This is a genomic window from uncultured Gemella sp., assembly GCF_963525165.1.
Classification (GTDB): domain Bacteria; phylum Bacillota; class Bacilli; order Staphylococcales; family Gemellaceae; genus Gemella.
In genome coordinates, this window is sequence record NZ_CAURJN010000006.1 from 15877 (window position 1) to 39608 (window position 23732).

The following is a 23732-nucleotide window of genomic DNA, read 5'->3' on the forward strand; positions in this document are numbered from 1 at the left end:
AACACTACCACTCTATTTCATCAATACTTTTTGGATTAATATTTTGTGTTACTTTTTTCACCTTAGCATCGTAAATTTCTATTACCTTGTCTGCAGCTTCAGCTATAGAACTATTGTGAGTGATAATAACTACAGTTTTTTTCTCATCTACACTATAGTTTTTTAGGATATTTAAGATATTTTTTCCCGTCTTATAATCTAACGCCCCAGTTGGTTCATCACAAAGTAATAGTTTTGGATTTTTAGCTATTGCCCTCGCTATAGCAACACGCTGTTGTTCTCCACCAGAGATTTGCGAAGGGAAATTATCCATTCTATGTTCTAACCCTACTAACTTTAAGATATCTGTTGCTTTTTTCGGTTGTTTTACAATTTGTCCAGCTAATTCTACATTTTCTAAAACTGTTAGGTTTGGAATTAAATTATAGAATTGAAAAACGAAACCTATATCTTCTCTTCTATATCTGGTTAGTTCTGCTTCACTTAAACCGACAATCTCTTTTCCAAAAATATTAATAGATCCCTTACTTGCATTATCCATTCCACCAATAATATTAAGAAGTGTACTCTTCCCAGCTCCACTTGGACCTAAAATTACAACAAATTCCCCTTCATCAATATCAAAACTAATGGCATCATTCGCTATAACTTTATTACTATTTTCTCCATATATTTTAGAAACATCTTTTACAATTATCTTTTGCATAGTATTTCTCCTTTATTCCTATAAATCAATTATATCACATCTTATCTATTCAATTAATCTAAACGCTTTTCATATACACTATATTCTAAACAGATTTCTTTACACTAATAAAAATAAATATTATAATATCAATAATTATTTAGAATTTATAAAAAATTATTGAGGAGATTATATGCTAACTATTTATGAATACCCAACATGCTCTACATGTAGAAAAGCAAAAAAACTTTTAACTGAAAATTATATTGAAGCAACATACTTCAATGTAAAAGAAAAAACACCAACTGTAGCAGAATTTAAAAAAATCATCGAAACATTCGATTTACCTTTAAAAAAATTATTTAATACTAGTGGACTTGTTTATAAAGAACTTGGCTTAAAAGACAAGTTAGAAACTTTATCACTTGATGAAGCTTTAACACTACTACATGAAAATGGTATGTTAATCAAACGTCCTTTAGCTTTTGACTTTAAGAATGATATCCTACTACTTGGATTCAAAGAAGAAACTTGGGAAAAAGCTCTTTTATAATAAATTTTATTAAGTTTTCTATTGATATTTACTTTGAATAATGTTATAATAGTCAAGATGTGAAAACATTAAATTACGATGTTCCTCTGTTAATCAAGCATTAGTAATGAACATTTTGTAAAAAAAGGAGAAAGAATAATGAGCAAAATCATTGAAGCGATTACTAAATCGCAATTAAGATCAGACATTCCTGAATTTAAAGCTGGGGATACAGTAAGAGTACACGTTCGTATCGTTGAAGGTGGACGTGAGCGTATCCAACAATTCGAAGGAGTAGTTATCAAACGTCGTGGTGGAGGAATCTCTGCTACTTATACTGTACGTAAAATTTCAAACGGTGTTGGTGTTGAAAGAACATTCCCTGTTCACACTCCAAAAGTTGAAAAAATTGAAGTTGTACGTAAAGGTAAAGTTAGACGTGCTAAATTATACTACCTACGTAACCTACGTGGTAAAGCTGCTCGTATTAAAGAAGTACGTTAATAAGAAGAAGCTTAAAAGCCCTATTACATCAGTAACAGGGCTTCTTTTTTTATTTTCAATGTCATATACATGGGAGTATCTTAACAAAATCCACAAAATCTTATTTCTCTGAAATTACGATTTTCTACTCACTCCCTATAAATGTAAAAAAGAACTAACTATATTTTTCTATAGCTAGTTCTTTTGTTTTTATAGATCTAATTTGTAATCTTCAGCTTTCACAAAGCCTTTTTTCTCCATGTAGTAATATACTCCATATGAAATAATCGCAGGTAATATAAAGTGTAATAACAAGATCTCTATTAACAACACTGAGTGAGTTGTATAAGATGACATTGTTTGCCATGTCATAAGTTGCCCCACTAGTCCTGATGTTCCCATACCTCCTCCAGCGGGATTATTTTCCATTCTAAAAATAATGGTTGCTATAGGCCCCAGTATAGCACTTGCAATAATAGGAGGGATCCAAATTACTGGTTTTCTCATAATATTAGGAACTTGCAACATAGACGTTCCTAACCCTTGAGCAAGTAATCCATTCCAACGATTAGCTTTAAAACTTATTACTGCAAAGCCAACCATTTGAGCTGCACATCCAACAGTAGATGCACCTGCAGCGATGCCCGATAATCCAAGTATAATAGATAATGCCGCTGAACTTATAGGTAATGTTAAAATTATCCCCATAACAACAGAAACAACTACCCCCATAATAAACGGCTGTAATTCAGTTGCATCTCTTATAAATGTACCAAGAATTTTCATCCCTTTTATTAAATATGGTCCTGTTAAATAAGAAACTATTCCTCCAATGATTATTGTGACAAATGGAGTGATAATAATATCTATTTTAGTTTTTCCGGAAATAAGTCTACCTATTTCCGCAGCTATAACTACCGCTATAAAAGCTCCTAACGGATCACCAGAACCACTAATTATCAATTTACCATGATCTAGCAAATTATTAGTACCTAGATTTGATCCAAACGCACCTAAAAATCCTACTACACCCGATGCTAAGATTACTAATTTAGGAGCTTTAAGCGCATGCGCAACACCAATACCAATAACTGGACCTGTTAATACCATTGCGATACTCGCTATAACAAGTAAGAAACTCGATAAACTTCCACTCAAGCTTATAGCAATCTGCTTAATAATCAATCCAATAATTAGAGTACAGAACAACCCTAAGGCCATTCCATTCAAAGCAACAATAAAATACCTATGAAATAATTTAGATAAAACATTATTTTTATTCATACAATACTCTCCGTATTTAGTAAATATTATTTTACACTAATGTATATTTATTTTATATTATAACTTAATATTTTCTAATATTCTCTAGATATGCTCTAGAAATAAAAAAAGGCTTAAGAATAACACTTAAGCCTTTTTATCATTTTTTCTAACTTATTATGCTGAAGCTCCACTTGTTGCATCCGCTGCTGGCGCTGCCGCTGCTGGTGCTGGTGCTGCTCCACCATGACCAGCGTCAGAAGCTCCACTTGTTGCATCTGCCGCTGCTGGTGCTGCTGCATATCCGTGACCTACAGGTACTCCATTTTTAACTAATGATTGACCTGTTTGTTTTAAGTACCAATCTACGATTGGTTTGAAGTCTAAGATGTACTCGTTGATACCTGCGTATTTACCATTTTTGTCGTACATAGCTTGGTAGTTGTGCACAACATATTTATCTGGTCCGTGAGTTGGTACGTGTGTACGGAATACATCAATTTGTCCTGAACGTAGTAATCCTACTAACCAGTTTACACTCTTATGTATTCTCTCTGGGTGCTCTGGGTGAACATTTGCTAATGAACATCCAACTTGTTCTGGACGACGTTTTGCAAGCATTTCGTAATCTTCTTTGTGGTAGTTGTAGTATAAGAATTGGTTATTGCTGTCTGCATAAGTTAATTCCATTGGCATAGAGTTTAAGAAGTAGTTAAGTTGGTCTACTGTTAAGATACCACGATCAAGTTTAACATATGTATCTCCAGATACAGCGTTAACTTTTTCAGCTGCTTTTTCATACCAGTCATCAGCATTTCCATCAACACCTTCGATTGTTGTATCACATTTTCCACTAGCTGTTAAGTCTTCTGGCGGTGTTGGTTTTCTTTCTGCTAATGATTGAGCTACTGTAGCAAATTTAACGAATTTAGTTAAGCACATACGTAAGTATCCTACTGTACGATCGTCAACTAAGTTACCTTCAGCATCAAAAGCTTCTTTAGCTTTACCTAAAAGGAACTCATGTCCTGGGAATACAATCGCGTTTACACCTGGAGCGTCTAAGATTTGACGTAAGTGTAATTGAGCACGAGATGATCCTTGATCATAGTATGAAGCTCCAAGTACCATTACTGGTTTGTTTTCAAGTGGGTGTAATTCGAATGATAACCACTCTAATGCACTCTTAAGTGATGCAGTAATTGTGTGGTTGTGCTCAGGTGTAGCGATGATAACACCATCAGCTTGTAAAATTTTACGGTTCATTACTAATAAATCTTTGTTTTCTCTTGAATGATCTTCATCTTGGTTAAACATTGGTAAGTTAGTAATGTCTAATAATTCTAAAGTGAATAAATCTTTATATTCTTTTGCTATAAATTCCATTAATTTGCGGTTATAAGAAATTTCCGCGTTTGAACCTACGATTCCTACTAATTTCATGTGTCTACACTCCTATCCTATTTTAAATCTTCCCAAGAGAAGTTTTCAATTTCTTTTTCAGCTAATTTATGTGCATTAATTAATTTTTCAGTAATTTTGATGAATAATAAGAAATCAGCAAATAAACTATCTAATTTAGCAACTGTTTCTGGGTTAGAAATATCTCCAGCTTCGTCAAAAGCTTGTAAAGAATGCCCTAATAAGAACTCAGAACTTGGCATTACACGTGCTTTAACTTCTGGTGAATCCATCATTTGACGTAAGTGCGCTTGCGCACGAGATGAACCAAGAGTTCCGTATGAAGCTCCTGTTAACATTACTGGTTTATCTAGTAATGGGTGAATTCCATAAGATAACCAAGCGATTGCACTCATTAATGATGCAGGTACTGCATGGTCATATTCAGGTGAACTGATGATAACCCCGTCAGCTGCTTCAATTTTAGCTGCAATTTCCTTAACTCCTTCAGGTAATTCTTTATTAGCTGGTTTGTTAAATAAAGGAAGATCTTTAATTTCAACTAATTCGATGTCAGCTTTACCTGCAAAATGTTTTTTAATATATTGTAAAAGTTGGCGGTTTGTAGATTTTTTAGAGTTTGTACCAACTAGACCAATTAATTTTACCATGTTTTTGTTTCCTCTCTCTTTTTTTGTACTATCTACTTTATTTGTATCTAGATTTTCTTGTTTTGCTTTTTTAACATTTTTTTTGTTTTTTACTTCAGCCACTTTAATAGAGCCTCCTTAAATTAATAGTATATTCAGTATTCTTCAAGATATTTTTATTTAACATATTATTTTATCTAGCACTCTGCTTGTATAATAGACTTTACCTTCAGTTGTTACAATAACACATTCTATATCAGGTAAGTTGTTCACTTCTTCTAAAATATCTTTGATATCTTTTCCAAACAATCTTGTAGTCCAGATTTCTCCATCTACTGACTTTCTAGAGATTATCGATAATCCTGCTACACTTGTTTCAACGGGATAACCAGTCTTCGGATTTAATATATGATGATACATTTTACCATTTTCTGTATGATTTCGTTCATATATCCCTGATGTTACTACCGATTGATTTCTTATCCCTATAGTAAATAAATGATTTCCTCTTGTTTCTACTGGATTTTGTATACCTATGCGCCACATTAAATCTTGATTATGCTTGGCATCACCAAAAGCTAATACATTACCACCTAAATTAATTAATCCAGCATCTACGCCTCTTTTCTTCAAATATTCAATCATAAGATCAGCAATATATCCTTTTGCTAAAGCACCTAAATTAATAGCCATACCCTTTCTTGCAAGATAGACAGATTGCTCTTCTTCATTTAAAATTATTTGATTAGGATCAGTTATTTCTAATAAATTATCAATTTCTTGTTTAGTAGGAACTTTTACATCTTTAAACCCTATTCTCCATGTCTGTACAATTGGCCCAATAGCAATATTTAAAAAGCTATTAGGAGCACAACTATGAACTTTCCCTATCTTTATCAAATCAAATAAATCTGGATGAACTTTGACTGCTTCGATACCTGCATTATGATTAACTTCCATTAATTCAGAACTGTCATCATTTGCACTAAATCTATGTTCATACATTTTTAGCATTTCCACAGCATCATCTAAAATATTCTCAGCATCAACGCTATCAAAAATAAGAATATCTATATGAGAACCCATTAATTTTAAGGTCTTTCTTCTTAATTCCATTTTTTTACACCTTACAATAAAAAATTTATTTGCTTAAGATAACTAAATATGTTATATACATCTACAAGAAACCTGTTATTAAAAGACAAAGTAATAATAGATGATTAATACTTTAATTACATTATATAACAGAAATCTCTTCAAATCAATAAAATATTTAACTCATAAAGGCGATACAGTATGTCGTTTTCATTAAAAAACACAATAATAAGTAATCTACTAATTTTAATTATACATAAAAAAACAAAAAAAAACAGCTTACATTTAAACTTCATCATCTGAAAATATTAATTTATCAACACTTTACATATTTTAAGTTTTTTTAAAATTTATCAAAATATATTTATTCTAAAATTCTAAAAATACAAATATAAACTATAAAAAAACAAAAATGTAATAATACCATACTAATTTTCATTGATATTCACTTTCATTTAGAAACATATAATGTTGTATGTATATATTTTCATAAAAAAAGCTATTAACCAGTTTAAGACAAAATAACTATTCGTCTTCAAACTAATTAATAGCTTTATCATTAATTTTTTAGCTTTATTCTAATTTTCCTAATCGTAAATATTAATAAATTCATTATAATGCTCGAAAAGACTATCGGCATATATACGTTAAGCACTGAGGCTCCTACTTCTTGACCTTCTATCAATTTATAGTATATTCCTACGAACAACACTATCAATGCAAGTGCATTTATTAATAATGGTGAAAGCCATAATCTCTTAAATGCTATATTTAAAATATGTGTGATAAACCACGATCCTAATATATACCATTTACTATAGGTATACCAATATGCCAATAAAACTATTAAACTCATTATCTCAACTCACTTAAAAATCTTGTTGTAATTTCTTGAGGTCTTGTAATCGCTCCCCCAACAACTATACAATGTGCACCAGCTTCTAAAGCTTGTTTCGCTTGTTGTGGTGTATGAATTTTACCTTCCGCTATAACCGGAATTTTTATATTTTCTACGATTTCTGTTACTAAACCCGGATTAAATTGTTTTGAATCTGCTGTGTACGGCGTATAACCATTCATAGTAGTTCCTACAAAATCAACTCCTGCTTTTTCAGCTTCAATCGCTTCTTCTAAATTAGAAATATCTGCCATCAATAATACATTTGGATATTTTTCTTTAATTTCTCTTACAAATTCGCTTGGAGTTTTACCATCACCACGTTCTCTATTCGTACAATCCAATGCTATTATATCAGATCCAGCTTCTACTAATTTATCCACCTCATCCATTGTAGCTGTTATGTATGTAGCATAACCTTCATATGATTTTTTTATTATACCAATTACTGGTAAATTTGTCTGTTCTTTTATTTGTTTAATATCTATAACACCTTGAGCTCTAATAGCTTTTACACCTGCATTTTTTGCAGCTTGTGCCATCAAACACATTACTCCACCGTCTTCTTTATATAAAGCTTCTCCTGGTAACGCTTGACAAGAAACTATCATTTCTCCTTTTAGATATTCTATTAATTGTTGTTTATTCATAAACTTATCCTTTCACGGCCCCTAAAGTAACACCTTGAGTAAAGTAATTTTGGAAACAAATGAACACGATTATCATCGGTAATGACGCTAATGAGGCCCCTGCCATTAGTAATCCATAGTCATTAGAGAACTCTTGACCTTGTGCTAATGCTGCCAAACCTAAAGGTAAAGTAGACATGTCTGGTGTATTAGAGAAGATTAATTGTGAGAAATAATCATTCCAGCTAGCGATGAATGTAAAAATCGCTAACGCACCAATACCAGGTTTAATAATTGGTAATGCAATGTTCATAAATGTTCTCACTTCTCCACAACCATCAATTCTCGCTGATTCAAGCAACTCTGTTGGAATAGCTTGAGAGAATTGTCTCATTAAGAATACCCCAAATGGCCATCCTACTGCAGGTAAGATTAACGCATAGTATGTATTCATTAAGTTAAATTCAGTAATTAAGTTTAATAAAGGTATTAAAATTACCTGTTTTGGTAATGCCATTGCTGCTACAAACACCATGAATATTATCTTAACACCTGGGAAGTTTTTCTTAGCTAATGCATATCCTGCTAATGCTGATGTTGCACAAACTAAGAATGTTGTCATTACTGAAATAAATACTGAGTTAAAGAACCATCTTAAAGTGTTCGATGTGAATAACTTCTCGTAGTTTTCCAATGTTGGAGTCGATGGCCACCACTCTGGTGGAATTGTTATCGCTACATCTTGTAATTTAAATGATCCTGATGCAATCCAATAAAATGGAAAAATAAAGAATATAGTTAACCCAAGTAATATTATCATTGATACTATTTTAAAAATACTTATATTTTTCATTCTAAATCCTCCTAATCATTATCTGTAGATAGGAACTTGAATTGTAAAATCGAAATTATTCCGATAATTACAGCAAGGATAATTCCCATCGCACTAGCTACACCATGATTTCCGTTTTTAATTGCTGCTTCATATACTAGGTACATGATTGTACTTGTTCCGTAGTTCGGTCCACCAGCTGTTAATAATTGGATAAGTGCGAAAATTTGGAACGAGTTAATTGTTGTTACTACTACAATATATAATGTTGTAGGCTTGATTAATGGCCAAGTTATTTTTGTAAATACTTGCCATTTTGTTGCTCCATCAATCTCTGAAGCTTCTAATAATTCTTTTGGCACGTTACCTAAAGCCGCAACATAAAGGATTATCGGTTGACCTAATGAAGTAGTAATCAAAATAGTGATAATCGCATATAATGCTGTACTTGGATTTCCTAACCAGTCAACATTATCATTAATTAAGTGCATTGATTTAAATACATAGTTTAAGATTCCGTATTCTGGGTGATAAATCCAAGCCCATACTACAGTAACAGATACTACAGAAGATATAGCTGGAATGTAGAATACACCACGGAAGAATGATCTTACGACAGCACTCTTATTATAAATAGTTACAGCGACAAATATTGAAACTAATACAACTATAGGTACTGCTACAACAGTTACTACGATTGTGTTAATTAATGACTTCATAAATGGTTCGTGGATCGTCGCTCCATTTCCACTGAACATTAAGTCTGAGTAATGTTTTAATCCAACAAATACTGGATTTTTCTTAGCAAAACTATATAATGATAACTGAAGTCCACGTAACATTGGGACTAATACGAATGTTATGAAAAATAAACTAACTGGCAAAATAAAAAGATATGCACTAAAGTCTATTTTTTTTCTTTTCTTAGTAGTTTTCATAGAACCTCCTAAAAAGTTTATATTTTATCTAAAAAAGGGAGTGACTCAAAAATCGTGATTTCGGAGAAACAAGATTTTGTCGAGTCACCCCCGCACAGTTTATTAGATAGCTAAAAAGCTTTTATAAAGCAAATTTGGATATCAATAAACCACTGCGTCTATGAGTTCTCATATGAACTTTGTTAAATTTCAGGACTTTTGGATCAGCCCCTTCATACGTCAAATTACAATGCTTCTTTTATTGTTTTATTTGCATCTTCTACAAATTTATCTAATCCTTCTTTAGGTGAAGTTTTTCCATTTAACACACCTTGCACCATATTGAACCATAGAGGTCTCATTTTAGCGAATCCTGGAATAGTATTGTAGTAAGTAGCATATTGTCCAGTTAATCCTTCAGCAAATTTAAGTTCTTCTGAATCGTATAATCCTGTTTCACCTTTTTTAGCTGAGAAGTTACCAGATGCTAATAGAGTACGTTTACCCCAATCTTTATCATTAACCATGAAGTCAACGAATTTTTTAGCTGCCGCTGCTTTATCTGCATCACCGTTATCGAAGATAGCTGGCCCTGCAACTAAGTAGTCGTATTTAGCTTTTCCACCATTGTTAGGGAATGGAAGGAATTTGTAGTTAAATCCTGATGCATGTGAAGCTGCAATACCAGGAGAGAATAAGATTGTAGTTGCTGCACGTCCTGATTTGAACGCTTCAAGAGCATCTTTAGCTTCTAAAGCAACCCCTTGTCCTAATAAACCGTCATCGTAAGCTTTTTTAACCCACTCTAATCCTTTAACACCATTTGCGTCGTTAATAGTGTATTTGCTGTTTGCATCATCTGTAATCCAAGAGTTGTATAAGTTTGCTACAAATGCTCTTGGTCCTTGGTCTCCTGCTTGTGATTTAGTGTAGAATAAAGCTGGAGTAATACTAGAATCTTTTTGTTTAACTGCTTTTAAGAATTTTTCATATTCTTCTACAGTCCAACTTCTATCTTGTTTGTTTAATGGTAAAAGATCAGTAACACCTAATTTATCTGTTAAATCTTTGTTAACACCCATTAAGAATGGTGCTACACCTTGTGGATATAGGTAAAGCTTATCTTTGTAACTAGATGCTTTAACCGCTGCATCGTTTAGTTTAGATTTATCAATGTCATCTAAAGGTACTAACAAGTCTTTTGCTGCCCAAGCAATTACACGACCTGGAGCATCGTAGAGTACATCTGGAGCTGTTTTTGACTGAATAGCTGTTTCAATTTTAGCTGGTCCATCTGTAAATTCAATTTTTTGATAGTTAACTTTAATGTTAGGATTTTTTGCTTCGAAAGCTTTAATTAACGCTGCATCGAAATCCTCAGTTTTTTTGAATTCTTTATCTTTTGTAAATTGTGGGAAATCCCAATATGTAATTTCTACTTTTTTATTCGGGTCTGCTTGTTTTTGCTCTTTCTTACCACCAACACATCCTGTAAGTACAAGCGCTGTAGTTGCTGCTACCGCAAGCAGTTTATTTAATTTTCTCATAATATGAGCCTCCTTGTTTTATATATATTTTAAAAATTTGACGTCTTATCTAAATTATTCTAAGATACTAAGTTCTGTATCTACATCAAAGTAATGTGCTCTATTCATATCTAAAGCAAATGTTAGTTCATCACCCATTTTAATATTTTGTCTTGAGTGTACAATCGCTTTGATACTTTCTCCGCTTAAATCAGTGTGAACTATATATTCAGAACCTAATAGCTCTGCTACTATTACTTTTGATGTAATTTTCGCATGTGAATAAGTTTCTAATACTAATGGATCATTTGAAATATTTTCAGGTCTAATTCCTAAAACAACTTCTTTTCCTTCATATCCCAGTTCTTTTAATTTTTCATAATGACCCAGAGGAATTTCTATATTTCCTCCATCTTTTGTAATAAAGTTACCTTCTACAACTTTACCTCTCATGAAGTTCATTGTAGGTGCCCCGATAAATCCAGCTACAAATAAGTTTTGTGGGTGATCGTAAATTTCCTTTGGACTACCAACTTGTTGAACCACACCTTTTTTCATTACTACAATTCTATCAGCCATTGTCATAGCTTCTGTTTGGTCATGCGTTACATAGATTGTTGTAGCTCCTAATGTGTTATGAATTTTTATAATTTCCGCTCTCATATTACTTCTTAATTTTGCATCTAAGTTTGATAACGGTTCATCCATAAGGAAAACTTTTGGACTTCTTACGATTGCTCTTCCTAATGCAACCCTTTGTCTTTGACCTCCAGATAACGCTTTAGGTTTTCTATCTAATAACTCTTCTAGTCCAAGTATTTTAGCAGCTTCTTCAACTTTTTGTTTGATTTCTTCTTTTGGAACTTTTCTTAATTTCAAAGCGAAAGCCATGTTATCAAAGACTGTCATGTGAGGGTATAATGCATAACTTTGGAATACCATGGCGATATCTCTATCTTTTGGTTCAACATCATTAACTAATCTATCACCTATGTAGAATTCACCTTCTGTTATATCTTCCAATCCTGCAATCATCCTAAGCGTAGTAGATTTACCGCATCCAGATGGACCGACGAAAACAACGAATTCTTTATCCGCTACTTCTAAATTAAAATCTGTTACTGCACAAAAGCCATTATCATATTTTTTATATATTTTTTTTAATGATAAACTTGCCATATTAACCTCCTACAAATTCATATATTTATCTTGTCAAAGAAATATTATCACATATGAAACCGTTTGTAAAGAATTATTTTTTAATATTTAATGTTCTAACCTTCCTAAATTCACATTATTTTTTTATTTTAATTAAACATTTATCAAACTACTTGTGGTCTATAATAAGATATTTAAAGCTAAAACGAACATTATTTGCTTTTATTCGAACATTAACAAACTATATTCTTTAATGTTATTTCTATATTTTATATCATTAAAATTTAACGCATTAACACCTATAAAAGTATTACTAGTTATTTAAATTAGGGATGTTCAATAGTTTTCAAAAATTATAATAGCTTTTATATTAAATGTAAGAGTTTACATTCTTTTATTTTCAACTTCTTAAAGCAGTTGATAGAGTATTAATATAAATTAAAACAGTATATTTCTTAATTAAAATAAATATTTCATTATTTTTTAATCTTTATAATTATAATTTTATAAACAAAAAAAAGGCAAAAGCCTTAGACTTTTACCTTCTTTTATTTATCTTATTCTAAAATTATCGTTTGATGTTGTAGAATGCAAGTTCACCTGGATATACAGCAGTTGCATCTAATTCATCTTCAATACGTAATAATTGGTTGTATTTAGCAATACGGTCTGTACGGCTAAGAGAACCTGTTTTAATTTGTCCTGCGTTAGTAGCAACTGCGATATCTGAGATTGTTGAATCTTCAGTCTCTCCTGAACGGTGAGAAATAACAGCCGTGTAACGAGCACGTTTAGCCATTTCGATAGCGTTTAGAGTTTCAGTTAAAGTACCGATTTGGTTAACTTTAATTAGGATTGAGTTACCAACACCTTGTGCGATACCTTGTGATAATTTTTTAGTATTAGTTACGAATAAATCGTCCCCTACTAATTGTACACGGTCACCGATACGGTCTGTAAGTAATTTCCATCCTTCCCAGTCGTTTTCATCCATACCATCTTCGATAGTGATGATTGGGTATTTATTTACTAATTCTTCTAAGTAATCAACTTGCTCTGCTGAAGTACGAACTGCTCCACCTTCACCTTCGAATTTAGCGTAGTTGTATACTCCGTTTTCGTAGAACTCAGATGACGCACAGTCGAATCCTAAGAATACATCTTTACCTGGTTCTAATCCAGCAGCTTTAATTGCAGAAAGAATAGTTTCAACTGCATCTTCTGTTCCTTCGAATGTTGGAGCGAATCCACCTTCATCACCTACTGCAGTAGATAAACCACGGTTGTGTAATAATTTAGCTAAGTTGTGGAATACTTCAGCTCCCCAACGTAAAGCTTCTTTAAATGTAGGTGCTCCTACTGGTAAAATCATGAACTCTTGGAATGCGATTGGAGCATCTGAGTGAGATCCACCGTTTACGATGTTCATCATTGGAGTTGGTAATTCTTTAGAGTTAGTTCCTCCTAAGTATCTGTATAGAGGTACTCCTAAAGAATCAGCTGCAGCGTGTGCTACTGCTAAAGATACACCTAAGATAGCATTAGCTCCTAGACGTCCTTTGTTTTCAGTTCCATCTAATTCGATCATAGCGTAGTCAATTCCTACTTGATCAAATACGTCGAATTTACCTTCTAATAATGGTGCAATTTCTTCATTAACGTTAGTTACAGCTTTAGTTACACCTTTACCTAAGTAACGACCTTTGTCTCCATCACGTAATTCAACTGCTTCATATTGTCCAGTTGATGCTCCTGATGGTACTAGTGCGCGTCCAAACGCTCCTGATTCAGTTGTTACTTCAACTTCTACAGTTGGGTTACCACGTGAATCTAAAACTTCTCTTGCATATACTTCTGCGATAATATCAAATGTTTTTGCTAACATTAATTTTCTCCTTGTTGTTTAATTTATATTTCTATTATACTACAATTTTTAAAAAATTGCTAAACCTAATCTAATTTTCCGCCTTCTAAAAGAGCTAAGAATGATTCTGGTTGTAAAGCAGCTCCACCTACTAATGCTCCATCTACGTCTGGGCATGATAGGTATTCTTTTACGTTTTCAGGTTTTACTGAACCACCATATTGGATACGAACTTTTTCAGCAACTTCTTTTCCGTATAGTCCTTCAACTACATCACGAACAGCTTTACACATTTTTTGTGCATCTTCTTTAGTAGCTGATTTTCCAGTTCCGATAGCCCAAATTGGTTCATAAGCGATAACTGATAATGCTACTTGTTCAGCCGTTAAATTAGCTAAAGCTCCTTTTACTTGAGCTCCTACGAATTCAGCAGCTTTACCTGCTTCATAAGTTTCAAGTGTTTCACCACAGCAGATGATTGGTAATAATCCATTTGCAAAAATAGCTTTTGCTTTTTTATTAATATCTTCATCTGTTTCGTGGAAATATTCACGACGTTCTGAGTGACCGATTACTACATAATTAACTCCCATTTCAGCTAATACTTTTGGTGAAGTTTCACCTGTATAAGCTCCAGAATTTTCGAAGTAACAGTTTTGAGCTGCAACTTTTAATCCTGTTCCTTCAGCAGCACTAAGTAATGCACTTAAGTCCACAGCTGGAGCTGCAATACCAGCTTCAACTTTATCTGCTGATGGTAATTTCCCAGCGATTGCTTCAACAAAAGCTTTAGTTTCTTCTGGGTTTTTGTTCATTTTCCAGTTTCCTGCGATAAATGGTAATCTTGACATAATGTTACTCTCCTTGAGTTTTAAAAATTATTTGTTTGATAATGAATCAATTCCTGGTAATACTTTTCCTTCTAGGTATTCTAGAGAAGCTCCCCCACCTGTAGAAATGTGTGAGAATTTTTCTGCATATCCTAAAGAAATAGCTGCTGTTGCACTATCTCCACCACCAATAATAGTAGTAGCTCCTTCTAAGTGAGCGATAGCTTCACATACACCAATTGTACCTTTTGCGAAGTTTGGCATTTCGAACACACCCATTGGTCCGTTCCAAATTACAGTTTTTGCTCCCTCAAGAGTGTTTTTGAATAATTCAACAGATTTAGGACCGATATCTAATCCTTCTTCATCAGGTTGAATATCACCTTCAGAAACACGGCTAGGTGCATCATTTGAGAACTCTTTAGCTACAACTGTATCGATTGGTAATACTAATTTATCACCAGCTTTTGCCATAAGTTCACGAGCGTATTCAACTTTATCATCTTCACAAAGTGAAATTCCGATTTCTTTACCTTGTGCTTTCATGAAAGTATAAGCCATACCTCCACCGATGATTACTTTATCAGCTTTATCTAATAAGTTTTCAATTACTGCAATTTTATCAGAAACTTTTGCTCCACCTAAGATTGCAACAAGTGGTCTTTCTGGGTTATCAACTGCTCCACCGATAAATTTAATTTCTTTATCTACTAGGAATCCAGAAGCAGAGTTTCCTTCACCAATGTTAGATGCAATACCTACGTTTGAAGCATGAGCACGGTGAGCTGTACCGAATGCATCATTTACATATACATCACCTAAAGAAGCCCAATATTTAGCAAGTTCTGGATCATTTTTAGATTCTTTTTTACCATCTACATCTTCGAAACGAGTGTTTTCGAACATTAAGATTTCACCTTCATTTAACCCTTTAACCGCTGCTTCTAATTCAGCTCCGCGAGTTTCAGCTACGAATTTCACTTCTTTACCTAATAGTTCTGATAATCTTTTAGCAACTGGCGCTAAACTTTTTGAAGCTTTATCAGCTTCTTCTTTAACACGTCCTAAGTGAGAGAACGCTACTACTTTAGCTCCTTGATTTAAAGCATACTCAATAGTTGGTAATGCTGCAGTAATACGATTATCGTTTGTAATTACACCATCTTTTAAAGGCACGTTGAAATCAACACGCATTAAGACAGTTTTCCCTTGTAAGTTACCTAAGTCTTTAATAGATTTCTTCATGGAAAGCTCCTTTTAAATATTTTTGGAATATATGAGACAAGATATAAGTCAAAATCAACTTATATCTTATCTACTCTTATTTATTACCTAATTAGATTATTTGATTAATCCTGCAAAGTATTTTAATGTTCTTACTAATTGAGCAGTGTAAGACATTTCGTTGTCGTACCAAGATACAACTTTAACTAATTGTTTGTCACCAACAGTGATAACTTTTGTTTGAGTTGCATCGAATAATGATCCGTAAGAAATTCCTACGATATCAGAAGATACGATTGGGTCTACGTTGTAACCGAATGATTCGTTAGAAGCAGCTTCCATAGCAGCGTTAACTTCTTCAGCTGTAACAGTTTTTTCTACTACTGCTACTAATTCAGTTAATGATCCTGTTGGTACAGGTACACGTTGAGCAGCACCATCTAATTTACCGCTTAATTCTGGGATTACTAATCCGATTGCTTTAGCAGCACCAGTTGTGTTAGGTACGATGTTAGCAGCTGCAGCACGAGCACGACGTAAGTCTCCTTTAGGGTGTGGAGCATCTAGTGTATTTTGGTCACCAGTGTATCCGTGGATAGTTGTCATTAATCCTTCAACTACTGTGAAGTTATCGTGTAATGCTTTAGCCATTGGTGCTAAACAGTTAGTAGTACATGAAGCACCAGAGATAACTGTTTCAGTTCCATCTAAGATTTCGTGGTTTACGTTGTAAACTACAGTTTTAACGTCGTTTCCACCTGGAGCAGAGATTACAACTTTTTTAGCTCCTGCTTTAATGTGAGCTTCAGCTTTTTCTTTAGAAGTGAAGAAACCAGTACATTCTAATACTACGTCTACTCCTAATTCTCCCCATGGTAATTCAGCTGGGTTTGGATTAGCGAAAGCTTTAATTTCTTTACCGTTTACTACGATGCTTCCTTCTGCTGCAGATACTTCTCCGTCAAAACGACCTTGAGTTGTGTCGTATTTTAATAAGTGAACTAGTTGAGCAACTGGTGTTAAGTCGTTAATTGCTACTACTTCGATCCCTTCTACGTTTTGGATTCTTCTTAATGCTAGACGTCCAATACGTCCAAATCCGTTAATTGCTACTTTTACTGTCATTTTTTAGTTCCTCCTAAAAATTTTTATTAACTTTTTTTATTATTTTTTTGCAAATAGCCTCGTCAATAATCAGTGTTGCATTCGCTGGATTAGTATTTAAGTAACTGTATACCGCATCAGCTTTTGCCTCTCCACCAACTATCGTAAAGACATTATCAATGCCATTAACATCTTTAAAACTCATACCTATAGTAGAGGTTTTAAATATCTCACTGCCGTTCTCATCGAAATAACTTCCAAACGATTCACTAACAGCTTTTTTCTCATTTAACACTTCTAAAACTTCTTTAGACGACTTACGTCTTTCTGCCATTTCAAAAGCATTTCCTATACTATGGATAATCATGGATGTTTTTTCTATAACATCAAGTGCATTTTTTACAACAGGTTCTTTTACAAGTTCCTCTAATGCTTTTTGTCCTATATTATCTGGCGCATGTAACAATTGATATGCATGACCTGAATTTTTAGCCATTTTAGAAGCTATATCATTTGCTTGATACTCAGTATCTACGACAGATAGGCCACCTCTTATAGGTGTTATAGTAACATTTTTCCCATAACCAAATGTTGCATTAGCTTTGCCGGCTATGTAGTACATTGTACTTCCTCCGCTGACTCCAATTACGCAATCTTTAGTTATTTTAGCATTAACCTTATCCAACAGCAGGCTTGTCATTTCTTCTCTAGTAGCTTCATTATTCACGAAGTCACCAGCTACTATATGAACTTGTTTTAATGAAAAATGATTTTTTATAAAACTTCTTTCTTTTGCAAAGACATCGTTTATAACCGCTTCTTTTATCTCTAAAAGAAGGATTTCTCCTTTTTCAGTAACACTCATTCCTGTAGCATTTTTTGTAATTAGCCCTAACTTGGATAAAACTTCACATTCTGTACGTAATTGCCTTTCTGTCATATTGATAAAATTCAATAATGTTTTTCGACCAACAGGTTGATTAACTTTAATTGTAACCAACAGTTCATATCTATTATTAAATTTCATAAACATTTCAGGTACGAGTCTACTTTGCATATGTAACAAATGTAAAATATCCATCTTAAGTTTCCCCTATAGAATTGAAAATTTATTTGTGGACACCTTTTGTCCGGTTAGGTCGTTTTTCGACCATCTTGTTTTAAAAAAATAAACTTTCTGATTAAAATTATAGCAAAGACTTAACAAAAAATCAAGTCCTTACAGAAAGATTTTAATCAAAAAATTCATTTTTTATTTTAAGATTGTTAGTAATTCAATTTGGATTATGAAATAAAATACAAATATCATTTCATATTCTTTGTAATCTATTGGTAATTCAGAGATGTATTGACTAGGATAATTTACTTCAATATCCTTTTTCAAGTCAGCGACGTTAATATTATCAAAATTGTATCTAGCAAGTAAGCTCTCTAATTCACTATCACTATAATAGAAGATTTTCTTAACTTTCGAAGAAAATAAACTATCAGCAAGTGTAATATTCTCTAATACAGACAATACTGATTGTAGATCGTGAGCTGCTTTATTAGAATTTTCCGAAATAATGCTGTATAACTTTTCCAATAAAAGGCTCGGGATTTTGTACTTTAATTCTAAAACTTCAAAGTCTATTTCTTCTATTTTTTCCTTATTTTTTTGTTCTTTTATTGATTTTGACTTAGCTTCTTGACTATCATTCTTATCAACAAAGACTACTAACTTATCATCTATATCTAATATTTCATTTTTATTAAACTCAGACTTAGCACCTAAGTTTTTTAATGTTTTCTCTTGATTTAATTTTTGGTATGGTCGTTTAAATTTTTTATCATCAAGTAGATAAAAACCACGATACGACTTGTGATATTTAAATTTCAATTTTACACCTCTATCCTAATTTTAATCTTTTAATATACTACCATAATTGCAAAAAATATTCAACCTTCTACGCATATTGGTATCTATTCTAAAAATTACTAAAACAACTCTCGTAACCTATAAAACGGAATACCCGCCTCTAATAAAATCATTAATTTTATTCTAGCTTTTTGACCACTCAGTCCTGTTGTAAAAATAACTCCATCTTGTTGAAATCTTTTCCCTCCACCCTCATAGTCATAAACATCTTGAGTTACTCCATTAAAGGCGCGCGAAACAAAAACTACAGGTATATTCATTTCAATACAGTTTCTAATAGCTGGAACAGTTTTTGGTGGTAGATTTCCTGCTCCTAAAGCCTCAATAACTAATCCATCTGCTCCTAATTTAGTTACTGCATTAATTAACTCCCCATCCATTCCAGCGTATGCTTTTAGTAAATATACTCTTTTTTTTGTGCTAGTAACCTGATAATGTTCCTCTTTAATTAATTTTTGGAAATATATAACATTATTTTTCGAAACAAGGCCTATCGGACCAAATGTTGGTGTTTGAAATGTGGCAACATTAGTTGTATGCGTTTTTGTAACATACGTCGCTGTATGAACTTCATCATTCATTACTACTAAAACACCTTTATCACTACTTTCATCATCAGTAGCAACTACTAACGAACTTCTAAGATTTGCTAATCCATCTGCACCTATTTCGTTACTTGAACGCATAGCTCCAGTTACAACTATTGGAATATTTACATCTAGAGTTAACTCTAGATAATATGCTGTTTCTTCAAGAGTATCTGTTCCGTGCGTTACCACTACACCGTCATAACCTTCTTGAACAGCTTTTTCTATTCTATTTTTTATACCTAACATTTCATTTTGAGTTATTTGCGGTGACGCTAGATGATACAAGTCTTCAACGTGCAAATCTCCAATATAAGAAAATATATTTCCACCAGCACCTATAGGATTACTATCAGTCGGAGCAACCTTACCAGTTTTCTGATCTTCACTCATAGAGATTGTGCCGCCTGTATTTAGTATTAATATTTTTTTCAACTTGAATCCCCCCTATTTTCTTAAATTATCATAGCCATTAACTACTAATTCTACTTTTCCATTTTCGGGATTAATAACTAACCCATGAACAGGTACATCTTTTGGAATCAATGGATGTTTCGTTATCATATTTACGTCATGAGCTACACTTTCATTAACATCATCAAAACCATGTAACCACGAACTCAAATCAAGTCCTGAATACTGCAAAATATCTAAAGTTTCCTTACCTACACCTCTACTCTGCATTTTTTCCATAATTAAACTTGTATCAATATTTTGCATACCACAATCGTGATGTCCCATAACGATAATTTCATCAGCCTTTAGCATATAGACAGCTATTATTAAACTCCTCATAATAGAACCATATGGATGAGTTAATATTGCCCCAGCGTTTTTTACTACTTTTACATCTCCAGAAGACAAGTTTAAAGATTTTGTTGAAAGTTCAACTAATCTCGTATCCATGCATGTAAACATTACAACTCTTTTAGCAGGGTATTTATCTTCAGTTTTATATTTTTGATATTCCTCAAATTTCACAAAATATTCGTTATATTCTAACATTGAATCTAAAAGTCTCATTTTATTGCTCCTTTTCAAACTCTCTATTTTTATTCATCTTTTCATTATACTACACTTATTTGATATCGTAAACTTTGCAATTTCATCAAACGATATTTATCCTAGTATTATCAAATTTTTATGATGTAAATACACACTAAATAACATTCTAATTTTAAAAATTTTTTAGCAAAAAATCAACTCTACTTTCATAGATAATTCAAGCCCTCTTAAGATTTCATCTTTAAAATAGCAAAAATGTATTGCATGATTTTACTCACACAATACATTTAATTATCTATTTAACCCAATTAACAAGTTCGTCAGCCTCTTCAGGACCTTTTGAACCTTGTTCATAAGTATATAATGGAGAACCTTGTTCTTCATATTTAGCAATTAGTTCATTAACAAATGTCCAAGAAGCTACGATTTGGTTCCATTGCGAGAATAATGCTCTATCTTCTCTGAAGCAAGCAGCCAATAATCTTTCATACGCTTCTGGAGTATTTATTATATTTTCTAAAATACAACTTTGACAGAAGTCTAATGAAATAGGTTGTAATTCTTGTTCAGTTCCTGGCTTTTTAGCATTAAATTGGAAATACACACCTTCTTCAGGTTGAATTTTTATTATTAATACATTACCTGGAGAAGATCCAACAGCTTTAAATTGAACAACTACTTGAGTTTCTCTTTTTTCTAGTTTTTTACCAGTTCTTATAAAGAATGGAACACCTTGCCAACGCTCATTATCTACAAATAATTTTAGCGCTACATAAGTTTCTGTCTTAGAATCAGCTGGGATATTCTCCTCTTGAAGATACCCTTCATATTGTCCCATTACTAAACTTTCATGAACATCTTCAATCGGTTTAAGTGAAGCAAGAAGGTTATATTGACTTTCATGAATACCACGGCTTCCTGGTTCTTTAGGTTCTTCCATCGCTACTAGCGATAACACTTGTAATAAATGGTTTTGAACCATATCTTTTAAAGCCCCACTCTTATCGTAGTAACTCGCTCTTGTTCCAACCCCAACTGTTTCTGCCGCTGTAATTTGAACATTTTCAACAAAATCTTTATTCCAAATACCTTTAAAGATAATATTTTCAAAACGTAAAGAAAGAATGTTTTGAATCATTTCTTTACCTAAATAATGGTCAATATGATAAATTTCATTTTCATCGAAGAATTTGGCTAGCTCATCATTTAGTAATCCAGCTTTTTCTAAATCTTCTCCGAATGGTTTCTCAATAATAACCTTTGCATTATTTTCAGAACAATGTTTTTTAAGTCCATTCGTAATAGTTATAAAGAACGAAGGTGCTACTGCGAAGTAATATACATGATTTTGAATACCTTGTTCAGTATAGAACTTTTGTAACATTTCATAATCATCTTCGTTTGTCATATCCATTTTGAAATAAATAATTCTCTTAGCATATGCATCGAATTGTTCATCATCAAATTTTGTACGAGCGTATTCTTTAACCCAAGTACGAGCAATATCAATATAATCTGATTGTGTGTATGCTCTACGACCTATCACAACAATCTTAAAATCATCGGCTAATTTACCTAATGCATTTAAGTTATATAATGCAGGTAACAGTTTTCTATACGTTAAGTCTCCTGTACCCCCAAAAAGTGTTATAGCTGTCTTATTTTCCATTGTTTCCAACCCAGTCATAGTGATAACTTCCCTCTTTATCAGTTCTTTCAAAAGTATGTGCTCCAAAATAGTCACGTTGCGCTTGAATTAAGTTAGCACCACTGTTCGCTGTAGTGTAGATATCTAAGTATGAAATAGCAGATGTCATAGCACTTAGTGGTAATCTGTTAGTAATTGCTAATGCCGCAACTTCACGTAAACTATCTTGTCTTGTTTCGATTACTTCTTTGAAGAATGGATCAAAAATTAAGTTTTCTAATTTTGGATTATTTTGGTATGCTTCGATAATGTTTTGTAAGATTTTCGCTTGAATAATACATCCACCGCGGAAAATTTTAGCAATTTGTGAATAATCAAAAGTCCAGCTATATTCTTTTTCAGCAGCTTGTAATAATTTGAATCCTTGTGCATAAGATACAATTTTCGAAATAAATAATGCATCTTTCACAATATTTTTTAATCTTTCTTTATCTTCTACAACCGTATAAGGTTTACGAGTGAATTCTTGTTCAGCACGAACACGTTCTTCTTTAAGATTAGACATATATCTTCCATTTAAGGCAGCTGTAATTACTGATACATCAATTCCTAAATCAATAGCCTGTTCGTTAGTCCATTTACCTGTACCTTTTTGTTGAGATTTATCTAAGATTTTATCTACTAAGTAGCTTCCATCTTCTTCTTTAACTTTGAAGATATTTGCAGTAATTTCAATTAGATAAGATTCTAACTCACCTTTATTCCACTCTTCAAAAGTTTCTTGTAATTCTTCATTAGTAAATCCACCTAAGTGCTTAAGAACTTTGTAAGCTTCAGAGATTAATTGCATATCTCCGTACTCAATTCCATTGTGAACCATTTTCACATAGTGACCTGCTCCTCCAGTTGAAGTGTAGCTACAGCATGGAACATCGTTCACTTTAGCAGCAATAGCTTCTAAAATTGGACGAATTTCTTCATACGCCTTCTCATCTCCACCAGGCATTAAAGCAGGACCAAATCTTGCACCTTCTTCTCCTCCTGATACACCTACACCGAAGTAGTTGATTCCTTTTTCTAATAATAAGTCGTATCTTCTTTGAGTATCTTTGAAGAATGAGTTTCCTCCATCGATAATAATATCACCTTTTTCTAATAGAGGTGTTAATTGTTCTATTAAACTGTCAACAGCAAACCCTGCTTTAACCATTAAAACGACTTTTCTAGGTTTTTCTAGACCGTCAATTAGTTCTTGCAGTGAGTATCTTCCTACTACATTTTTGTGCGGGTGCTCCTCTAGCATTTTATCAACAACTGTTGTTGTTCTGTTAAATACCGCAACTTTAAATCCATTGTCCGCGATATTTAAGGCTAAGTTACTTCCCATTACTGATAATCCAATAACTCCTATGTTCTGTTTCATTGATGAACCTCCTAATTGTTTCTTACATAAGATTATACCACTAAATATATTGAATATGGA

The 23732-nt window shown here is 32.8% G+C and carries 23 protein-coding genes; 2 read left to right on the forward strand and 21 right to left on the reverse strand.

Annotated elements, in window-relative coordinates:
- Positions 1 to 4: 4 nt before the first annotated feature.
- Positions 5 to 706, reverse strand: coding sequence for an ABC transporter ATP-binding protein (locus RWQ74_RS01990; RefSeq protein ID WP_314396297.1), 702 nt, complete (start codon positions 704 to 706; stop codon positions 5 to 7).
- A gap of 172 nt (positions 707 to 878) precedes the next feature.
- Here RWQ74_RS01990 and RWQ74_RS01995 point away from each other — a divergent pair, with 172 nt between their 5' ends.
- Both RWQ74_RS01995 and rplS read left to right on the forward strand, forming a co-directional pair.
- Positions 879 to 1238: a Spx/MgsR family RNA polymerase-binding regulatory protein gene (locus RWQ74_RS01995; protein ID WP_314396299.1), complete on the forward strand. Its 360-nt coding sequence runs from the start codon at positions 879 to 881 to the stop codon at positions 1236 to 1238.
- A 138-nt stretch (positions 1239 to 1376) separates the two neighbouring features.
- On the forward strand, positions 1377 to 1721 hold the full coding sequence (rplS, locus tag RWQ74_RS02000; RefSeq protein ID WP_004263065.1) for a 50S ribosomal protein L19: 345 nt from the start codon (positions 1377 to 1379) through the stop codon (positions 1719 to 1721).
- A 189-nt stretch (positions 1722 to 1910) separates the two neighbouring features.
- Here the strand turns inward: rplS and RWQ74_RS02005 are convergent, their stop codons facing one another.
- The 20 genes from RWQ74_RS02005 to gnd all read right to left on the reverse strand — a co-directional run bounded on the left by RWQ74_RS02005 (position 1911) and on the right by gnd (position 23672).
- A complete protein-coding gene (locus RWQ74_RS02005) occupies positions 1911 to 2984 on the reverse strand; it encodes a PTS sugar transporter subunit IIC (RefSeq protein ID WP_314396300.1) in 1074 nt (357 codons plus the stop codon).
- Positions 2985 to 3140: 156 nt separating this feature from the next.
- Positions 3141 to 4406 (reverse strand): NAD(P)H-dependent oxidoreductase, encoded by a 1266-nt coding sequence (locus tag RWQ74_RS02010; protein ID WP_314396302.1) that lies wholly within the window; start codon positions 4404 to 4406, stop codon positions 3141 to 3143.
- Positions 4407 to 4423: 17 nt separating this feature from the next.
- The gene (locus RWQ74_RS02015; RefSeq protein WP_399540723.1) at positions 4424 to 5137 is read right to left on the reverse strand and encodes an NADPH-dependent FMN reductase; all 714 of its coding nucleotides are present in this window, start codon (positions 5135 to 5137) and stop codon (positions 4424 to 4426) included.
- A gap of 57 nt (positions 5138 to 5194) precedes the next feature.
- On the reverse strand, positions 5195 to 6130 hold the full coding sequence (locus tag RWQ74_RS02020) for an FAD:protein FMN transferase (protein ID WP_314396304.1): 936 nt from the start codon (positions 6128 to 6130) through the stop codon (positions 5195 to 5197).
- A gap of 538 nt (positions 6131 to 6668) precedes the next feature.
- Complete coding sequence (locus tag RWQ74_RS02025) at positions 6669 to 6965, reverse strand: hypothetical protein (RefSeq protein ID WP_314396306.1); 297 nt, start codon at positions 6963 to 6965, stop codon at positions 6669 to 6671.
- Positions 6965 to 7657 (reverse strand): N-acetylmannosamine-6-phosphate 2-epimerase, encoded by a 693-nt coding sequence (locus tag RWQ74_RS02030; RefSeq protein ID WP_314396308.1) that lies wholly within the window; start codon positions 7655 to 7657, stop codon positions 6965 to 6967. Before RWQ74_RS02030 ends, RWQ74_RS02025 begins: the two co-directional genes overlap by 1 nt.
- Positions 7658 to 7661: 4 nt before the next feature.
- Positions 7662 to 8489, reverse strand: a complete 828-nt coding sequence (locus RWQ74_RS02035) for a carbohydrate ABC transporter permease (RefSeq protein WP_314396310.1) — start codon at positions 8487 to 8489, stop codon at positions 7662 to 7664.
- Positions 8490 to 8500: 11 nt separating this feature from the next.
- The gene (locus RWQ74_RS02040) at positions 8501 to 9406 is read right to left on the reverse strand and encodes a sugar ABC transporter permease (RefSeq protein WP_314396312.1); all 906 of its coding nucleotides are present in this window, start codon (positions 9404 to 9406) and stop codon (positions 8501 to 8503) included.
- 224 nt (positions 9407 to 9630) lie between these two features.
- Positions 9631 to 10932: an extracellular solute-binding protein gene (locus RWQ74_RS02045; protein ID WP_314396314.1), complete on the reverse strand. Its 1302-nt coding sequence runs from the start codon at positions 10930 to 10932 to the stop codon at positions 9631 to 9633.
- Between the two features lie 54 nt (positions 10933 to 10986).
- A complete protein-coding gene (locus tag RWQ74_RS02050) occupies positions 10987 to 12090 on the reverse strand; it encodes a sn-glycerol-3-phosphate ABC transporter ATP-binding protein UgpC (protein ID WP_314396316.1) in 1104 nt (367 codons plus the stop codon).
- Between the two features lie 547 nt (positions 12091 to 12637).
- Positions 12638 to 13954, reverse strand: a complete 1317-nt coding sequence (gene eno / locus RWQ74_RS02055; protein WP_314396319.1) for a phosphopyruvate hydratase — start codon at positions 13952 to 13954, stop codon at positions 12638 to 12640.
- A gap of 65 nt (positions 13955 to 14019) precedes the next feature.
- A complete protein-coding gene (tpiA, locus tag RWQ74_RS02060; protein ID WP_314396321.1) occupies positions 14020 to 14784 on the reverse strand; it encodes a triose-phosphate isomerase in 765 nt (254 codons plus the stop codon).
- A gap of 27 nt (positions 14785 to 14811) precedes the next feature.
- Positions 14812 to 16008 carry a phosphoglycerate kinase gene (locus RWQ74_RS02065; protein ID WP_314396323.1) on the reverse strand — a complete coding sequence of 399 codons (1197 nt, stop codon included), beginning with the start codon at positions 16006 to 16008 and terminating at the stop codon, positions 14812 to 14814.
- A gap of 96 nt (positions 16009 to 16104) precedes the next feature.
- On the reverse strand, positions 16105 to 17112 hold the full coding sequence (gene gap / locus RWQ74_RS02070; protein WP_060913578.1) for a type I glyceraldehyde-3-phosphate dehydrogenase: 1008 nt from the start codon (positions 17110 to 17112) through the stop codon (positions 16105 to 16107).
- A 13-nt stretch (positions 17113 to 17125) separates the two neighbouring features.
- Entirely contained in the window at positions 17126 to 18172 is a 1047-nt protein-coding gene (locus RWQ74_RS02075) for a sugar-binding domain-containing protein (protein WP_314396326.1), read from the reverse strand.
- A 171-nt stretch (positions 18173 to 18343) separates the two neighbouring features.
- Positions 18344 to 18970 carry an exonuclease SbcC gene (locus RWQ74_RS02080; RefSeq protein WP_314396328.1) on the reverse strand — a complete coding sequence of 209 codons (627 nt, stop codon included), beginning with the start codon at positions 18968 to 18970 and terminating at the stop codon, positions 18344 to 18346.
- A gap of 98 nt (positions 18971 to 19068) precedes the next feature.
- Complete coding sequence (locus tag RWQ74_RS02085) at positions 19069 to 20031, reverse strand: asparaginase (protein ID WP_314396330.1); 963 nt, start codon at positions 20029 to 20031, stop codon at positions 19069 to 19071.
- 12 nt (positions 20032 to 20043) lie between these two features.
- Positions 20044 to 20619 carry a carbonic anhydrase gene (locus RWQ74_RS02090; RefSeq protein ID WP_314396332.1) on the reverse strand — a complete coding sequence of 192 codons (576 nt, stop codon included), beginning with the start codon at positions 20617 to 20619 and terminating at the stop codon, positions 20044 to 20046.
- Positions 20620 to 20896: 277 nt separating this feature from the next.
- On the reverse strand, positions 20897 to 22270 hold the full coding sequence (gene zwf / locus RWQ74_RS02095) for a glucose-6-phosphate dehydrogenase (protein WP_314396334.1): 1374 nt from the start codon (positions 22268 to 22270) through the stop codon (positions 20897 to 20899).
- Positions 22260 to 23672 (reverse strand): decarboxylating NADP(+)-dependent phosphogluconate dehydrogenase, encoded by a 1413-nt coding sequence (gene gnd, locus RWQ74_RS02100; RefSeq protein WP_314396336.1) that lies wholly within the window; start codon positions 23670 to 23672, stop codon positions 22260 to 22262. The genes zwf and gnd overlap by 11 nt, the downstream gene beginning before the upstream one ends.
- Positions 23673 to 23732: the final 60 nt, after the last annotated feature.

Bases quoted from the DNA above. Each gene is read 5' to 3' on its own strand.
- RWQ74_RS02020 (WP_314396304.1), bottom strand. From the start codon at position 6,130: ATGGAATTAAGAAGAAAGACCTTAAAATTAATGGGTTCTCATATAGAT.
- RWQ74_RS02035 (WP_314396310.1), bottom strand. From the start codon at position 8,489: ATGAAAAATATAAGTATTTTTAAAATAGTATCAATGATAATATTACTT.
- zwf (WP_314396334.1), bottom strand. From the start codon at position 22,270: ATGGAAAATAAGACAGCTATAACACTTTTTGGGGGTACAGGAGACTTA.
- RWQ74_RS02025 (WP_314396306.1), bottom strand. From the start codon at position 6,965: ATGAGTTTAATAGTTTTATTGGCATATTGGTATACCTATAGTAAATGG.
- RWQ74_RS02065 (WP_314396323.1), bottom strand. From the start codon at position 16,008: ATGAAGAAATCTATTAAAGACTTAGGTAACTTACAAGGGAAAACTGTC.
- tpiA (WP_314396321.1), bottom strand. From the start codon at position 14,784: ATGTCAAGATTACCATTTATCGCAGGAAACTGGAAAATGAACAAAAAC.
- gnd (WP_314396336.1), bottom strand. From the start codon at position 23,672: ATGAAACAGAACATAGGAGTTATTGGATTATCAGTAATGGGAAGTAAC.
- RWQ74_RS02005 (WP_314396300.1), bottom strand. From the start codon at position 2,984: ATGAATAAAAATAATGTTTTATCTAAATTATTTCATAGGTATTTTATT.
- eno (WP_314396319.1), bottom strand. From the start codon at position 13,954: ATGTTAGCAAAAACATTTGATATTATCGCAGAAGTATATGCAAGAGAA.
- RWQ74_RS02040 (WP_314396312.1), bottom strand. From the start codon at position 9,406: ATGAAAACTACTAAGAAAAGAAAAAAAATAGACTTTAGTGCATATCTT.
- RWQ74_RS02045 (WP_314396314.1), bottom strand. From the start codon at position 10,932: ATGAGAAAATTAAATAAACTGCTTGCGGTAGCAGCAACTACAGCGCTT.
- rplS (WP_004263065.1), top strand. From the start codon at position 1,377: ATGAGCAAAATCATTGAAGCGATTACTAAATCGCAATTAAGATCAGAC.
- RWQ74_RS02075 (WP_314396326.1), bottom strand. From the start codon at position 18,172: ATGGATATTTTACATTTGTTACATATGCAAAGTAGACTCGTACCTGAA.
- RWQ74_RS02090 (WP_314396332.1), bottom strand. From the start codon at position 20,619: ATGAGACTTTTAGATTCAATGTTAGAATATAACGAATATTTTGTGAAA.
- RWQ74_RS02030 (WP_314396308.1), bottom strand. From the start codon at position 7,657: ATGAATAAACAACAATTAATAGAATATCTAAAAGGAGAAATGATAGTT.
- RWQ74_RS02050 (WP_314396316.1), bottom strand. From the start codon at position 12,090: ATGGCAAGTTTATCATTAAAAAAAATATATAAAAAATATGATAATGGC.
- RWQ74_RS02010 (WP_314396302.1), bottom strand. From the start codon at position 4,406: ATGAAATTAGTAGGAATCGTAGGTTCAAACGCGGAAATTTCTTATAAC.
- gap (WP_060913578.1), bottom strand. From the start codon at position 17,112: ATGACAGTAAAAGTAGCAATTAACGGATTTGGACGTATTGGACGTCTA.
- RWQ74_RS01995 (WP_314396299.1), top strand. From the start codon at position 879: ATGCTAACTATTTATGAATACCCAACATGCTCTACATGTAGAAAAGCA.
- RWQ74_RS01990 (WP_314396297.1), bottom strand. From the start codon at position 706: ATGCAAAAGATAATTGTAAAAGATGTTTCTAAAATATATGGAGAAAAT.